This is a genomic window from Geomonas silvestris (genome assembly GCF_014193515.1).
GTDB lineage: Bacteria > Desulfobacterota > Desulfuromonadia > Geobacterales > Geobacteraceae > Geomonas > Geomonas silvestris.
Genome location: NZ_BLXX01000013.1, coordinates 116,967 through 131,437, shown reverse-complemented (window position 1 = coordinate 131,437; position 14,471 = coordinate 116,967). Strand labels below are relative to the sequence as shown.

Below are 14,471 nucleotides of genomic sequence, written 5' to 3'. Positions count from 1 at the left end.
AATGACCGGTCAAGGCTTAAATCGACGCAACCTGCCGTGATTCCGGTACTCGCGCCGATTAAACCGGTACCATTCTGCGTTGACAAGTGTTGTCTAAGATGTTACTTTCCGACACGTTCGGCCATTTTTCATCTAAATCAGCTCCGAAAGGTTCAACACGTGCATTTTTATAAAGTTTTCCGTGCCTCGGTCCTGAGAATCCTAGCTGTATTTCTCCTCGTTGCGGTTCTCCTGCCTGCGCCTGCGTTTTCCCTGGATTCAGAGGACTCGCAGATCTTCATTTCCGGCTTCAACGCCTACCAGCGCAAAGACTTCAATGCAGCAATCGACAACATGTCGACGCTGCTCAAGAAGTATCCGGATACGCCGCTCAAGGACATGGCGATCTTCTGGTTGGCCCGCGCCAACTACAAGGCCGGCAACCAGCGGGACGCCGGTAAGTACATGGCCCAGTTCCTGCGCGACTACCCTGAGAGCCCGCTGAAGGCGACGGTTGAAGAAGGGCTGATGACGCTGGCCGAGCGCTATCAGAAAAACGAGCTGACCGACGAGGGGGCTGCCAAGGCTCCTGCCGCTGAACTTGCTGCCAAGGCTGCCGCCGACAAAGCCGCCGCCGAGAAGGCTGTAGCCGAGAGGGTTGCTGCCGAAAAGGCAGCAGCAGAGAAGGCAGCAGCAGAGAAGGCCGCCGTCGAGAAACTGGCGGCACAACGTGCTGCCGCAGAAAAGGTAGCCGCGGAGCAGGCCGCCGCCGAACGCGCTGCAGCTGAGAAAATCGCTGCAGAAAAGATCGCCGCCGAGCGCGTTGCCGCCGAGCGTGCTGCTGCTGAAAAGGCTGCTGCCGAGAAGGCTGCTGCCGAGAAGGCTGCTGCCGAGAAGGCTGCTGCCGAGAAGGCTGCTGCCGAGAAGGCTGCCGCTGAGAAAGCTGCCGCTGAGAAGGCTGCTGCTGAGAAGGCTGCTGCTGAGAAGGCTGCCGCTGAGAAAGCTGCCGCTGAGAAAGCTGCCGCTGAGAAAGCTGCCGCAGCCAAGAAGGCGGCGGCGGAAAGAGCTGCAGCTGAGCGTGCTGCTGAAAAAACTGCTGCCCAGAAAGCTGCCGCTGAGCGCGCTGCCGCTGAGAAAGCCGCCGCCGAAAGGGCTGCCGCCGCCAAGGCCGAGAAAGCTTCCGTTTCTGGCGACCTGCGCGACAAGGCGATTGCTGCTTACAAGGATGTCATCGACCGCTACCCCGGCACCGCGGCCGCTTCCAGCGCCACCGCAAAGCTGCACCAGATGGGGATCGAGTACCCGACCCAGCAACGGCCGGTCAATATCGCTCCGCAGGGTGAGATCACCCAGGTGTACAACCTGGAGGTCGCCCAGTACGCCGACGTTGACATCCAGCTTGGCCCCGCGGCGGAAACCGAAGAAGCCGGCAAGCGCTTCGTGATCCCCTTCGACATCGTCAATGCTGGCAACGGCAACGACAGCTTCACCCTCGAATCCGGGTTCCCGCCCGAGTTCGACTTTCACTTTGCTCCGGCCAAGAACCCGGAGACTGCAATTGCCAACACACCGGTCCTGGGCGTCGGCGCCAAGTACCGCGTCCTCGCTGTCGGCTCCCTCCCGCGCGGCAACATCGACGGGCAGCGCAACGTGTACCCGATCAAGGTGATTTCCAACTACTCCAACGACACCTCGCAGTCCAAGGAGATCGCACTGGTTTCGTCGGCTCCGCTGCTGCGTGCGGTGGTCAAGACTGACAAGGCCAAGTTGCTGCCGGGTGAGCGGATTGCTTACCGGATCTCGCTGCTCAACGTCGGCACCGCTGCCGCGCGCGGCGTGACGGTAAGACTCAACTACCCCCCGCAGTACGAACCGGTCGGCGAGTTGCCGCCGGGATTCAAGCAGGAGACCAAAGCATCGCTGGTGCTGGACGGCATCAGGCTGCGCTCCGGCGAGAGCAACGACTTCAACGTAACCTTCCAGCTGAAGGACGAGGCACTGGCCGAGCAGGAGCTCTTCCTTCGGGCCGATGTCATCAACAACGACCTGGACAAGAAGGAATCCTTCGTTTCCAGCACCAGCGTGGTGCAGCGGGTAAGCGGCGTTGCCGCCCGTACCACCGCCGAAAAGTTGGTGGTGATCCCCGGCCAGGTGGTCGCCATCCCGCTCATCGTGACCAACACCGGCAACCTGCGCGAACTCTTCACGATCAAGGCCAACGTCCCTAGCAGCGCCAGCTACAGCTTCTTCGACGACCTGAACCGCGACGGCAAGCGCCAGTTCAACGAGCCGATCATCAACCACGTCGGGCCGCTGTCGCCCAAGGAAGAGGCCTACGTCGTGATGGAGATCAGCACCCCGGCGAGCGCCCATGACGGCGCCATCGCTCCGGTTTCGGTGGTTTTCGAATCCGAGAACGTGGCCGAGAAGACCGCAGGCGTGCACCTGCAGCTGACCTACTCGCGTCCGATCCTCGAGCTCGGCATGGCCGGCAAAGGTGGGAGGCTGAAGCCCGGCGAAGTATCCTCGCTGGAGCTCAACTGCGTGAACCGCGGCTCGAACATGGCGAAACAGGTGACCCTGCAGAGCATCATCCCGTCGCAGCTGGAACTGGTGGCCGCGGATCCCGCCTTCACCAAGTCCGACAACGGCGTGTACTCCTGGCGCTTCGAAGAGCTGGGTGCCGGCGAAAAGCGCAGCATCAAGGTCTCTTACCGTGTCAAACCGGGAATAGCGGTGGGCACCAGCATGCAGATGAAGAACCTGCTAAACTACCAGGATCAAATTGGAAACAGGTACTAGCATGAATAAGGCGACTCTCCTGACACTCCCCTGCCTGATCGCGACGCTTGCGACGCCGGCCGTCTGCGGCGCCGAAGAGTTCCTTCTCTACACGCCGAAACCCGCCGGCGCCGAGCGGCTGCCGGCCGGCCCGGATGAGGGGGTGTTGGTCAGGAGCATCACCATTAAGCGCGGCGACACGCTCTCCGGTCTCTCCAAGATGTACCTGGGCAAAGGGACCTGGTATCCCGAGCTGCTGGTCTTTAACAGAATCAAGAACCCGGACCTGATCTACACCGGGCGCACGCTCCGCGTTCCGGTTCCGCCCGAAAAGGGTGTCGAGGCCGCAAAAGAGGCCGGCGAAGAAAGACCCGCGAAACCCGTGAAGGCAAAGCACGGCAAACGGGGTGCAAAGAAGCAGGCCGCGCCGGCCAAAAAAGCTCAGCCTGAAAAGGCAGCCCAGCCCGAACAAACGGCTCCGGCAACCAAGGCTCCCGAAGCCGTGCCGGAAGTAACGCAGCCGAAGACCGCTGCCAAGATGAAGGCGCAGCCGGCAGTAAAGGTACAGCCGAAAACCCAGGCGAAGCAGGGTCGGACCAAAGCAGCCACCAAAAAGCCGGTCGAGCCTGCCGAAAAACAGGTTACGCGCACCGCGCCCGAGGAGTTGGAGAGCTACCGGAAGGCGAAGCAGGCGTACCTCACCGGCGAGTACCAGAAGGCGATGGAACTCTTCTCCGACTTCCTCCAGAAGTACCCGAACTCCACCTCTTCCGCCGATGCGGCGCTCTACCGCGCTGACAGCATGATGCACCTCTCCGACCAGTAGGCCGGGAACGACACCACTACAGCAGGCCCAGAAGACCCGGCGCACAACGCCGGGTTTTTTGTTGCCTGCACGCCCCTCGGCCCAACGCACACTTTTTTAACCACACCCTGGAAAAATTCGTTGACAGTTTTCGGGGAAAGGGGTACAAGAAATCTACTAACTTGATGGGATAGCTATATGTTGTCGAAAAAGACCAAATACGGGCTGAAGGCCCTCATCTACCTCGCGCGGCAGTACGACAAGGGACCGATCCTGATCGCCGACCTCGCGCAGGAAGAGAACATCCCCAAGAAGTTTCTCGAGGCGATCCTGCTCGCCCTGAAGAATAACGGCATCCTGCAGAGCAAGAAGGGGAAGGGGGGCGGCTACTACCTGGCGCGCAGCCCCAAGCTGATCACCTTCGGACAGGCCATCCGGATCATGGAAGGCCCCCTGGCGCCGGTTCCCTGCGTCAGCGAAACCTCCTACGCCAAATGTACCGAGTGCGGCAGCGAGGAGACCTGTGGCATCCGCATCGTCATGAAGGACGTGCGCGAGGCCATGGCGAAGATCCTCGACGGCACCACCCTCGCCGATGTCCTGGAAGAGATCGACAAGGCCGAGGAAACACAGAAGGGCGTTCTCAATTTCTGCATCTAGATAGGCATGCACTTTTTTTTGTCCAATCAGTCTACTAAAACCATAGGCTAAATATGAAAATGGAGGTCGCACATGAAGATCAACCGTCGCTTGATTCCCGCCGCCCTGTTCCTGATCGGTTCCCTGCTCCCGCTCTCGGCATTCGCACAGGAGTTCCTCAACGTCTCATACGACCCGACCCGCGAGCTGTACCAGGAGTACAACAAAGCGTTTGCCAAGAAATGGAAGCAGCAGTCCGGGCAAGAGGTCACCTTCAAGCAGTCCCACGGCGGCTCGGGAAAACAGGCACGCTCGGTCATCGACGGCCTCGATGCCGACGTCGTGACGCTGGCCTTGGCCTACGACATCGACGAGATCCACGACAAGGCGAAGCTGATCCCGAATAACTGGCAGAAACGGTTGCCGCACAACAGCTCGCCCTACACCTCGACTATCGTGTTCTTGGTACGCAAAGGGAACCCGAAGCACATCAAGGACTGGAACGACCTGGTGAAGCCGGGCGTCGCGGTGATCACCCCCAACCCGAAGACCTCCGGCGGTGCCCGCTGGAACTATCTGGCCGCCTGGGCCTACGCGCTGAAGCAGAAAGGTGGGAGTGACGCGAGCGCTAAAGCCTTCGTCGCCAAGCTGTTCAGGAACGTGCCGGTGCTCGATTCCGGTGCCCGCGGAGCCACCACCACTTTCGTGCAGCGCGGCCAGGGCGACGTTTTGCTGGCCTGGGAGAACGAGGCCTTCCTGGCGGTTAACGAACTGGGGCGTGACAAGTTCGAGATCGTAGTCCCGTCGCTGAGCATCCTCGCCGAGCCGCCGGTCTCGGTCGTCGACAAGGTGGTCGACAGAAAAGGGACCCGCAAGGTCGCCGAGGAGTACCTGAAGTATCTCTACTCCCCGGAAGGACAGGAGATCGCCGCCAAAAACTACTACCGTCCCCGTGACAAGAAGGTGGCAACCAAGTACGCGAAGCAGTTCCCCAAGGTTAAGCTGGTGACCATCGACGATACCTTCGGCGGTTGGCGCAAGGCGCAGAAGACCCACTTCTCCGATGGCGGCGTGTTCGACCAGATTTACAGCGCCCGTTAGACCAAACGGTAATCCCGCAAACGAGGTGGAGCATGGCCGATTCGCCAACCATACCCGCCGGGCGGCTGACAGGCGAGGTGGAGCGCGCTCTGCGCGAAGCCCTGCGCAGCATCCGCTTCGGTACCGTGACCCTGGTGGTCCAGGACGGACGGGTCATCCAGATCGAACGTAACGAGAAGTTCAGGTTCAAGAACGAGCACCGCGACGGAAGCGGAATCTAGAGACAGATTGATGGGGAAGGTGCCACCTCGTTGCATGGTGGCAGCTTCGCCCATCCCAGTCCCCTCCGGGGAGATGATGCTCCGGGAATGCGGAAGAACCTCAGAAATAGCAAAGGCTCCGCTCACGACGGCAAAGGAGGATCGCCATGCGCATAGCGCTGGTAGGCGGCATCGACAGGTTGCAGACGCACTACCGCCAGGAGGCGGCGAAGCTCGGCGTCGAGCTGCGTATCTTCAACCGCTCGGAGACGGACCTGCAGGCGAAGCTGGGGCACAGCGAAGCGGTGGTGCTCTTTACCGGAAAGGTTTCGCACCGCGCCCGCCTGCAGGTGATGGACGCGGCCCACTCGCGCAACATCCCGGTGCTGCAGTGCCACAACTGCGGCGTCTGCGCACTGAGGAGCTGCCTCGCCTGCGTGAAAACCGGTATCATGGGGGAGGGTGAGGCTGCGGCCTGAGGGCCCGCGGAGCAGGCGGCGGGGAAACTATCCAGCATCCGTTGAATTTCCTGGCTGCAGTACCAGCAGCAACGACACATCAGGCAGGGAGCAGGTATGGCAGCAGAACATCTCATTATCACCGGGAAAAGCGGCGCAGGTGTCTCCACGACTGCGGTGAACCTGAGCGCGGCACTCGCGGAGCATGGGTACCGTGTGGCGCACCTGGGCTACGACCGGCGTCACCTCTCGTCGGCGCTGCTGCGCGGTGACAGCGCGCTCGAGACCGGGTGCGGCTTCGCGGGTGAGGCCGCCTGCCAGGCTGCACGGCTGCAGTGCGCGCAGGGGTACCGCGACATCCTCTGCGTGGAATGCGGCGCCGCGGCGGATAACGATGCCACTCCCGAGTTCGGCGCCCTCTGCCGCCTGGAACTGCTGGACCGTTACCGTCCCGACTTCGTGGTGCACGACATCTCGGGCGAGCCCACGGACGTGCTTCCCTTCCTGCGCACCGAGGGGGAGGCGGCGCGGGTCATCGTGGTGGTCTCGGCGGATTTCGGCGCCCTCACCACCTTAAATCTCTTTCTCGAGTTCTTCGCGGCAGGTGCCGCTTTGGGGTGGCGCTACGGAGGCCTCGTAGGGAACAACATCACCGGATCGTTCTTCGAGTCCATCGTCGACGATTTCTTGCGCCGGACCGGCACCAGCGCCTTTGCCTCGATTCCGCACTCGCTCATGGTATCGGCAGGCGAGTACCTGAAGCAGTCGGTCGTCGAGTCGGCACCACAGTCACATCTGAGCAGCGTGTACCGCAAGCTCGCCCGACTGGTGGCCCAGGGACTCGTTCCTGCTGTGCCGCAACCGTTTCCCCCGGAAGCCTTTGCCGGTTGGCTGCAGAAATGGAGCGAGATAACCGAAGAGCTGGAGTGCGGACTGGTACGTGACGGCGCCGCGATTTGAGAACAGGCAGGAGTGTACGATGACAGCAGGTGCGGCAATGGAAGAGATCCATATCCCATCGTCGGTGGACGGCTCACCGGAACCGGCGCTGTGGTTCCATCCGGGCGGTCCGGATCCGGTCCCTCTCGTGGTGGGGCTGCATACCTGGAGCTACGACCGTTTTAACCAAGTGGAAGGGATGCTGCCGCGCTGCCGGGAACGCGGCTGGGCTCTGTTGCTTCCCGAGTTCCGCGGCCCGAACCTGAGCTCCAATCCGCGGGCCCAGGAGGCCGCCGGCTCTCCTGTCGCCGTCCGCGATATCTACGACGCCGTCGAACTGGTGACCGGGCGCTCTGCGGTGCGGGATGACGCCCGCTTTCTCCTGGGCGGTAGCGGCGGCGGGCAGATGGCCCTCTTGACCGCTGCCGCCAGCCCGAAATCCTGGAGAGGGGTGAGCGCCTGGGTGCCGATTACCGACCTCGCCGCCTGGCACGCGGAGAACCCGGAGTACGCCGGGCACGTGGCGGCCTGCTGCGGCGAAGTCCCGGGTGGCTCCGGGGAATTGAGCGACCGGTACCGTGAGCGCTCACCGCTTCACTACCTTGAGGACCTGGCCCAGGTGAACCTGTCAGTGCACCATGGCCGCCATGACGACGTAGTCTCTTACCACCACAGCTGGAAACTGGCGCAGGAGCTGGAAGCGCGTGGAGCAGAGCACTTCTTCTTCGAGATCTTCGACGGTGCGCACGACATCCACTACGATACCGCCTTCACCTGGTTCAGTAACCAACTGATGAAAGAGCTATCTCAGGCCGGCCGGCTTACCGGGTGACTGGCAGAAAGATTTGTCTTGACCTGTTCGACAGAGTTCTGATATAAGCTAGCCTATCGATTAGGTAGAGTTGTTGTCCCCACACCCAAAAGGCTGACCAGAAAACTGGAGGCCAGATCCCACCGATGCAGCGGTTGGATCTGGCCTTTTTTCGTCTCGTGGTGCCATTTGGGTCCGGGACAACCTGTGCAGCACCAGCTCTTTGATAATTGGTATTGAAATTGTAAATGGAATGCATCGTAAATGTCGATTTAATCCATTGGACTTCCTCTGACAAGATTTGTTAAATTGCCGCGGCCTTCCGCCGGTTCTGTATCTGCGGATGGCACAAGCATCATCCCTGCGGGAATTTTCTGAGTGAGAGGAGCGGTTCAATGAGAGGTGTAATGTTTCGATGTGTGATGCTGGTGCTTGCTGTGAGTGTGGCAGTACTGGCCGGATGCGGCAGTACCGTTACCGACAAGACGGGACAGTCACAGGACGTGCGTCTGGTAGCGGCATCTACCGAGTTTCCCAATGCAGGACTGTTGGTCACCGGGGAGTCGCTGCACAAAGCCTGGGGAAGGGGCTGGTGATTATCGATACCCGTTCGGCAGCGGCGTATGGCGCGGGGCACATCCCGGGCGCCATCAACTTCAGCACAGTGCCTTCTGGACCAAGGGGAGCGGCCTCAAAGACACCACCGTCGTGGCTGGCATGTTAGGTGCTGCCGGCATCGACCGGGACAAGAAGATCGTCGTCTATGACGACACCACCGCATCGTGGGGATCCGCCGGACGGGTCTTCTGGATGCTGGAATACCTGGGGTGCCGGGATGTCCATATCCTGAACGGCGGCTGGGGCAAGTGGAGCGCCGAGAACCGCAGCATGCAGACGACCGCGGTAACCCTGCCGGCCGCCACCTTCACGCCGCAGCTGAACGCCGCCGCCAAGACCGACTCGGCCCACATCGCCACCAGGCTCTTTGATAACGACTTTGCCGTCATCGATACCCGTACCGACGAGGAGTACCTGGGGTGGCAGCTCTACGGCGAGACCCGCGGCGGGCATATCCCCAAGGCGGTGAACATCCCCTACGGCTGGTTCTACAACTCCGACAAGACCACGCTCAGTTACACGGCGCTGAAGAGCCTCCTGGAGTCCCACGGCATCACGCCGGACAAGGAAGTCACCGCACACTGCACCGCAGGTATCCGTTCCGGGTATGCCTACTTCCTTTTGCGCCTGATGGGGTACACCCGCTGCTCCAACTACGACGCCTCGATCTGGGACTGGGCCGGCAACACCTCGTACCCGATGGAGAAAGCGCCCAACTACGCGACGGCGGTCTACCCGGCCTGGGTCAAGGCGCTCATCGACTACCACAAGCCGGGGAGCACCAGCGCAGCACCACCGTGGTGGTCTACTCGGACAGCAGCATCTTCGCCGCCCGGCTCTGGTGGATCCTGAAGTACGCGGGGGTAACCGACGTCCGTTTCATGAACGGCGACATGACCCAGTGGAAAGCCGCCGGCTACCCGGTCGAGACCGCCGTTAACCTCCCGGTGCCGACCAGCTACACGGGCAGCATCGATCCGTCCTTCATCGCGAGCACCCCCTATGTCGAGGCGAACTACGCCTCCACCGGCACGACCCAGTTGGTCGACGTGCGCTCCGGTGGCGAGTACGCGGGGCTCTTAAGCGGCTACGGCTACCTGGTGAACAAGGGGCGCATCCCGAACGCGGTCTGGGCCTCTAACGCCGACGACAGCTCGCACATCTACCGCGACGCCGACGGCACCCTGCGCAGCTACGAGGAGGTGAAGGCGCTCTGGAGTTCGCTGGGGATCACCTCGACCGTGGATCCGACCAAGCTCGACAAGGAGGCGATCTTCTACTGTGGCGGCTACCGCTCCAGCCTCGCCTTCTTCTACGCCTATCTCATGGGCTACAGCAACATCCGCAACTACTCCGACGGCTGGTCCGGTTGGAGCACCACCTATATCGAGGATCCGAGCTACCTGAAGGATCCGCTCATCCCGGGGAGCACCGACGGCTGGCGCCAGTTGCCCTCCGGGCGGCCCTCCCTGACCGGCGGTCTGTAGCCGGAGACGGCACGGGCTAACGGGATACGTCTGTGATGTACCGCAGGGCGCCACGCAGGGGGCGCCCTGCTATTTTCCATTTGAGGAAGGGACCAGTATGAACCACGTTTTGTTTCGCTTGTCGGTAACGCTGCTCATCACCGCCGCAACCGCGGCGACCGCCCTGGCGGGAGCCTGGACCGCCCCCAAAGGCGGCTACTACGAAAAACTCTCCTACAACTACTATTACGCGCACCAGGAGTTCAGCCGGTTCGGCGGCCGGCACGAGATGGCCAACGATGGACGCTTTTCCGACAACAACATCACCAATTACCTGGAGTACGGTCTCACCGACCGGCTTACGGTAATCAACTCGCTTACCTACAAGTGGCTGAGAAACGAGGACAACTCGACGCTGACCAAGGGGCACGGCCTTGGCGACGTCGACCTGGGTGCGCGCTACAAGATCCTCGACTCCGACAAGGGGATTTTCTCGAGCCAGCTCCTGGTGAAAATCCCCGGCGCCTACAGCAAGAACGATCCGCTCCCTCTGGGCAACGACCAGACCGACGTCGAGCTCAGGTTCCTCTACGGCCTGTCGCTCTACCCGGTGCTTCCGGGGTACGCCAACGTCGAGTTCGGCTATAGGTGGCGCGATCAGGATCCCTCCGACGAACTGCGCTACCTGGTTGAGGTGGGAGCGGATCTCGGTGCCAAGTTCTACACCCGGGCGAAGCTCGACGGGATCACCAGCCTCAACAACGGCAAAAGGCTCGACGCAAACGGCAACCCGACCGCCACCAACAACTTCGACCTGGGCAAGCTGGACCTGGCAGTAGGGTACAAAGTTGCACCCAGCTGGGGGATCGAGATCGCCTACGTCCCGGCGCTCTACGGCCAGAACACCGCCGCCGGCGCCACCTACACCGCAGCGGTGTATTTCAAGGCACCGTAAAACCGCTGAAGCTGGTTTTAGGTTCTGCGTTCTAGGTTCTACGTTACAGGGGCCCACATCCCCCCTCCCTTGACGGGAGGGGGCCAGGGGGGGGTGAAGCTGCCATCGGCAAATGATATGGCGCCTTCCCCCTCACCTTATCCCTCTCCCGCAAGGGGAGAGGGGAGCCACCAGCACGGCTTTCCGGGAATTCCCCGAAGAACCAAGTAAAAGAGGTACTTAGATCCATCGGGAAAGGAAACGTATTAACCATGGCAACAACTACCAACGCCGGCCGCGCACTGGATGCGCGCCTCGGCGACATCCTCACCGGCTGCAACGACTGCGGCGCCTGCGTCAAAGGGTGCGCCTTCCTGAAAAGGCACGGCACGCCCGGTGCCATCGCCCGCGCCTGCACCCCGCCAACTTCGGAGGCTCTCGCCAAGGGGTTCGAGTGCAGCCTGTGCGGACTCTGCTCCGCTGTCTGCCCGAAAGGGCTGGACCTCGAGGGGTTCTTCCTGGAACTGCGTCGCGCCGCAGTGGAGCGGGGCGAGGGGAACTACCCGCAACACAAACCGCTCTTGAACTACGAGCGCCTGGGTACCTCGCGCCGCTTCACGCTGTACCGGCTCCCGGACGAATGCCGCAGTGTCTTCTTCCCGGGGTGCTCGCTCTCCGGTACCAGCCCCGCGGGGGTGCAGCGGGTCTTCGACGAACTCAAGAAAAGCGATCCTGCCGTCGGCATCGTCTTTGACTGCTGCCTGAAACCCTCGCACAGCCTGGGGCGTGCCGACTACGTGGATTCCCGCTTCTCGGAGATGAACCGGTGGCTGGTGCAACTGGGGGTGCGGGAGGTGCTGGTTGCCTGCCCCAACTGCCAGGCGATGTTCCAGAAGTTCGGCAGCGGGCTCAAGGTGCGCACGGTATGGGAGGCGCTGGCGGAATCGGATCTGAAGCCCCGTCCGGCTGCGGCGACCGTCACGGTCCACGACCCCTGTGTGATCCGCTTTGAGGCACCGGTGCACCAGGCGGTGCGCACCCTGCTCGCGCGGCAGGGGGTGAAGGTCGAGGAGATGCGCCACTCGGGACGGCGCACGCTCTGCTGCGGCCAGGGGGGCGCGGTCAATCTCCTCGATCCCAAGCTCGCTGCGTCCTGGGGAGAGCTGCGCAAGAAGGAAGCCGACGGCAGGCGCATCGTCACCTATTGTGCCGGCTGCACCCAGGCGCTCGGTAACCACACTCCGACAAGCCACCTGGTCGACGTCATCTTTACTCCCGAAAAGGCGCTCGCGGGGAAACGGCTGGGTGCCAAGGAGCCCATGACCTACCTGAACCGGCTGCGCTTGAAGAGGACATTTCTTGCCAAGGAGGGTTTTGCCGTGACACGTGAAAGGGATGCGGAATCGCCGGATGCCGTGCAAACAACCAAGCGCCGCAAACCGCTCGTCCTGGCGGCGGCCCTGATCGCCCTGGTGGCGGCCGTGCAACTTTCGGGGGCGGGCCAGTACCTGCAGCAGGACCAGCTGCGTGCGGTAATCGGCTCCTACGGTGCGCTGGCTCCCGCCGTGTACGTACTCATCTACGCACTGGCGCCGGTGCTGTTCCTCCCGGGGCTTCCCATCACCATCGCCGGCGGCGTCCTTTTCGGACCGGTGTGGGGCGTGGTGTACGCCATCAGCGGTGCGACCATCGGCGCCTCGCTCGCCTTCCTGGTGGCCCGCTATGTCGCGCGCGACTGGGTGGCCGCGAAGTTGACCGGGCTGCGCTGGCAGCGGCTGGACCGTGAGGTCGAGCGGCACGGCTGGAAGGTGGTCGCCTTCACGCGGCTGGTCCCCGCCTTCCCCTTCAACCTCTTGAACTACGCCTTTGGGCTCACCAAGGTCCCTTTCCTCCACTACCTGGTGGTGAGCTTCTTCTGCATGCTGCCGGCCTGCATCGCCTTCATCGTCTTCTCCAGCTCGCTTTTGGGACTGATCGGCGGTAAGGTGTCGCCCACTACGCTCCTGGGGATCCTCCTCATAGCAGGCGTCTCCCTCATCCCGGTTCTTTACCGCAGGGTGAAGGCGCGCCGCGAGCCGGAACCGGTGACCGACTGATGCCGGCCGTTCTCGACATTGCCCTCATCATCCCGGCGCGCAACGAGGAGTTGAGCCTGCCGCTGGTGCTCGTCAAGGTTCCGAAAGAGATCACCCGCGTCCTGGTGGTGGATAACGGCTCCAGTGACAGGACGGCAGCGGTGGCAGCAACGTTCGGTGCACGGGTGATCCGGGAGCCGATCCCGGGGTACGGGAGGGCGTGTCTGGCGGGGCTTGCCGCACTCGAGGAGGACCCGCCGGACCTGGTCGCTTTCGTGGACGGCGACGGCTCCGACGACGTGCCGCGCCTCTCTGACCTGATCGCTCCGGTTGCGGCGGGGGATAAGGACATGGTATTAGGATGGCGCATCCCGGTAACAAGCGCGGCGCTCAGTTTCCAGCAGCGTTTCGGCCACTGGCTGGCAACCGGGCTGATCCGGCTGTTCTGGCGGCACCGCTTCCACGACCTGGGGCCGATGCGGGTGGTCGGCTGGCACTCGCTCCAGCGCCTCGAGATGAGTGATCAGGCCTTCGGCTGGACCGTGGAGATGCAGGTTAGGGCGCTCAAGACCGGGCTGCGCGTCCAGGAACTGCGGGTCCCCTACTTCCGGCGCGCGGCCGGCGTCTCCAAGATCAGCCGGACCCTATCCGGGACGCTGAAGGCGGGGGGCACCATCCTCTGGGTGATCGGCCGGGAGCTTGTTTCCGGGCTCCCTGGCGCTCCCCGCGCAGCCGGAACGCAACCTGAAATGAAGAACGAGACATTATCCAACAGGAGAGAACTGCCGTGCAGAAACTCGCATCACGCCTGATTTCCCATTCCGTCCGTAGTGCTCCGTTCCGGCTTTTAGGAGCCGCCGCGCTTATCCTGATCACCGCTCTCACCTGCGCAGCCGCCGACCTGGGGCTCGTCGACGCCGCTACCCTGAAGGGGAATGCCGGCAAGTGGACGGTGCTCGATGCCCGTCCCAAGGCGGAGTGGGAGGCCGGACACATCCCGGGTGCGATCCCCTTTTACTGGGAGAGCTACACCCGCACCGACGCCAAAGGGGTGAAGTACAGCAGCTTCCCGCCGCAGGAGCTCGCCCAGGCGCTCTCCGGGCTGGGGATCGACGAGAAGACCCCGCTGGTCATCTACGGCGACGCGGACAAAAGCTGGGGGAGCGAAGGGTACGACGCCTGGCTCTTTTCCTGGCTCGGGCACAAGGGGCCGATCCGGCTTTTGAATGGCGGGATCCAGGCCTGGAACGGCAGCAGTTTTCCGCTGGTGAAGGGGAGCGAGCGGCAGCAGGCGCGCAAGGTGCACTACCAGGCAGATCCCAAGCCCCAGTACCTGGTCTCCACCGAGGAGGTGCAGCGTAAAAACGGCCTGCAGTTGGTGGACGTCCGCTCCACCTTCGAGTGGTTCAAGGGGCGCATTCCCGGTTCGGTGCACATCCCGTGGGAGGATTTTCACACCGGGAAGGATCGCCACCCGCTGCCGCCGGCCGAACTGAAGAAGCTCCTGGTGAAGCACGGCGTCGATCCCAACAAGCCGGTTGCCTACTACTGCCTGGGTGGTGTGCGTTCCGCTTACGCCTGGACCGTGCACCAGCTCTCGGGGTTGCCGGAGGCGCGCAACTACAAGGGGAGTTGGGCGGCCTGGGAAAAACGGGCGCAGTAGCG

At 62.6% G+C, this 14,471-nt stretch carries 15 protein-coding genes; all 15 read left to right on the top strand.

All coding sequences use genetic code 11. The features are described 5' to 3' along the window. Positions 1-333 precede the first annotated feature (333 nt). Positions 334-2,781, top strand: coding sequence for a histone H1-like repetitive region-containing protein (locus tag GMST_RS18290; protein WP_246399835.1), 2,448 nt, complete (start codon positions 334-336; stop codon positions 2,779-2,781). A gap of 1 nt (position 2,782) precedes the next feature. Continuing rightward, positions 2,783-3,586 carry a LysM peptidoglycan-binding domain-containing protein gene (locus tag GMST_RS18285; protein WP_183356146.1) on the top strand — a complete coding sequence of 268 codons (804 nt, stop codon included), beginning with the start codon at positions 2,783-2,785 and terminating at the stop codon, positions 3,584-3,586. 177 nt (positions 3,587-3,763) lie between these two features. Further along, complete coding sequence (locus GMST_RS18280) at positions 3,764-4,225, top strand: RrF2 family transcriptional regulator (RefSeq protein ID WP_183356145.1); 462 nt, start codon at positions 3,764-3,766, stop codon at positions 4,223-4,225. 72 nt (positions 4,226-4,297) lie between these two features. After that, positions 4,298-5,305 carry a sulfate ABC transporter substrate-binding protein gene (locus GMST_RS18275; protein ID WP_183356144.1) on the top strand — a complete coding sequence of 336 codons (1,008 nt, stop codon included), beginning with the start codon at positions 4,298-4,300 and terminating at the stop codon, positions 5,303-5,305. A 32-nt stretch (positions 5,306-5,337) separates the two neighbouring features. Then, positions 5,338-5,526 carry a YezD family protein gene (locus GMST_RS18270; protein WP_183356143.1) on the top strand — a complete coding sequence of 63 codons (189 nt, stop codon included), beginning with the start codon at positions 5,338-5,340 and terminating at the stop codon, positions 5,524-5,526. 146 nt (positions 5,527-5,672) lie between these two features. Further along, on the top strand, positions 5,673-5,984 hold the full coding sequence (locus GMST_RS18265) for a DUF2325 domain-containing protein (RefSeq protein WP_183356142.1): 312 nt from the start codon (positions 5,673-5,675) through the stop codon (positions 5,982-5,984). 96 nt (positions 5,985-6,080) lie between these two features. Then, on the top strand, positions 6,081-6,923 hold the full coding sequence (locus tag GMST_RS18260; RefSeq protein WP_183356141.1) for a division plane positioning ATPase MipZ: 843 nt from the start codon (positions 6,081-6,083) through the stop codon (positions 6,921-6,923). A gap of 19 nt (positions 6,924-6,942) precedes the next feature. Further along, positions 6,943-7,734 (top strand): alpha/beta hydrolase family protein, encoded by a 792-nt coding sequence (locus GMST_RS18255; protein WP_183356140.1) that lies wholly within the window; start codon positions 6,943-6,945, stop codon positions 7,732-7,734. Positions 7,735-8,128: 394 nt separating this feature from the next. Next, positions 8,129-8,437, top strand: a complete 309-nt coding sequence (locus GMST_RS22660; protein WP_371873139.1) for a rhodanese-like domain-containing protein — start codon at positions 8,129-8,131, stop codon at positions 8,435-8,437. Then, positions 8,431-9,183, top strand: a complete 753-nt coding sequence (locus tag GMST_RS22480) for a sulfurtransferase (protein ID WP_183356138.1) — start codon at positions 8,431-8,433, stop codon at positions 9,181-9,183. The genes GMST_RS22660 and GMST_RS22480 overlap by 7 nt, the downstream gene beginning before the upstream one ends. Then, positions 9,129-9,818 carry a sulfurtransferase gene (locus GMST_RS18240; RefSeq protein WP_183356137.1) on the top strand — a complete coding sequence of 230 codons (690 nt, stop codon included), beginning with the start codon at positions 9,129-9,131 and terminating at the stop codon, positions 9,816-9,818. The genes GMST_RS22480 and GMST_RS18240 overlap by 55 nt, the downstream gene beginning before the upstream one ends. 97 nt (positions 9,819-9,915) lie before the next feature. After that, a complete protein-coding gene (locus tag GMST_RS18235; protein WP_183356136.1) occupies positions 9,916-10,752 on the top strand; it encodes a hypothetical protein in 837 nt (278 codons plus the stop codon). 251 nt (positions 10,753-11,003) lie between these two features. Beyond that, complete coding sequence (locus tag GMST_RS18230; protein WP_183356135.1) at positions 11,004-12,827, top strand: VTT domain-containing protein; 1,824 nt, start codon at positions 11,004-11,006, stop codon at positions 12,825-12,827. Beyond that, positions 12,827-13,618, top strand: coding sequence for a glycosyltransferase family 2 protein (locus GMST_RS18225; RefSeq protein ID WP_246399834.1), 792 nt, complete (start codon positions 12,827-12,829; stop codon positions 13,616-13,618). Before GMST_RS18230 ends, GMST_RS18225 begins: the two co-directional genes overlap by 1 nt. Then, a complete protein-coding gene (locus tag GMST_RS18220) occupies positions 13,594-14,469 on the top strand; it encodes a sulfurtransferase (protein WP_183356134.1) in 876 nt (291 codons plus the stop codon). The genes GMST_RS18225 and GMST_RS18220 overlap by 25 nt, the downstream gene beginning before the upstream one ends. Positions 14,470-14,471 lie beyond the last annotated feature (2 nt).

Excerpts from the sequence above, each read along its gene's own strand:
- GMST_RS18290 (WP_246399835.1), top strand. The coding sequence starts at position 334 with ATGTCGACGCTGCTCAAGAAGTATCCGGATACGCCGCTCAAGGACATG.
- GMST_RS18285 (WP_183356146.1), top strand. The coding sequence starts at position 2,783 with ATGAATAAGGCGACTCTCCTGACACTCCCCTGCCTGATCGCGACGCTT.
- GMST_RS18280 (WP_183356145.1), top strand. The coding sequence starts at position 3,764 with ATGTTGTCGAAAAAGACCAAATACGGGCTGAAGGCCCTCATCTACCTC.
- GMST_RS18275 (WP_183356144.1), top strand. The coding sequence starts at position 4,298 with ATGAAGATCAACCGTCGCTTGATTCCCGCCGCCCTGTTCCTGATCGGT.
- GMST_RS18270 (WP_183356143.1), top strand. The coding sequence starts at position 5,338 with ATGGCCGATTCGCCAACCATACCCGCCGGGCGGCTGACAGGCGAGGTG.
- GMST_RS18265 (WP_183356142.1), top strand. The coding sequence starts at position 5,673 with ATGCGCATAGCGCTGGTAGGCGGCATCGACAGGTTGCAGACGCACTAC.
- GMST_RS18260 (WP_183356141.1), top strand. The coding sequence starts at position 6,081 with ATGGCAGCAGAACATCTCATTATCACCGGGAAAAGCGGCGCAGGTGTC.
- GMST_RS18255 (WP_183356140.1), top strand. The coding sequence starts at position 6,943 with ATGACAGCAGGTGCGGCAATGGAAGAGATCCATATCCCATCGTCGGTG.
- GMST_RS22660 (WP_371873139.1), top strand. The coding sequence starts at position 8,129 with ATGTGTGATGCTGGTGCTTGCTGTGAGTGTGGCAGTACTGGCCGGATG.
- GMST_RS22480 (WP_183356138.1), top strand. The coding sequence starts at position 8,431 with ATGTTAGGTGCTGCCGGCATCGACCGGGACAAGAAGATCGTCGTCTAT.
- GMST_RS18235 (WP_183356136.1), top strand. The coding sequence starts at position 9,916 with ATGAACCACGTTTTGTTTCGCTTGTCGGTAACGCTGCTCATCACCGCC.
- GMST_RS18230 (WP_183356135.1), top strand. The coding sequence starts at position 11,004 with ATGGCAACAACTACCAACGCCGGCCGCGCACTGGATGCGCGCCTCGGC.
- GMST_RS18225 (WP_246399834.1), top strand. The coding sequence starts at position 12,827 with ATGCCGGCCGTTCTCGACATTGCCCTCATCATCCCGGCGCGCAACGAG.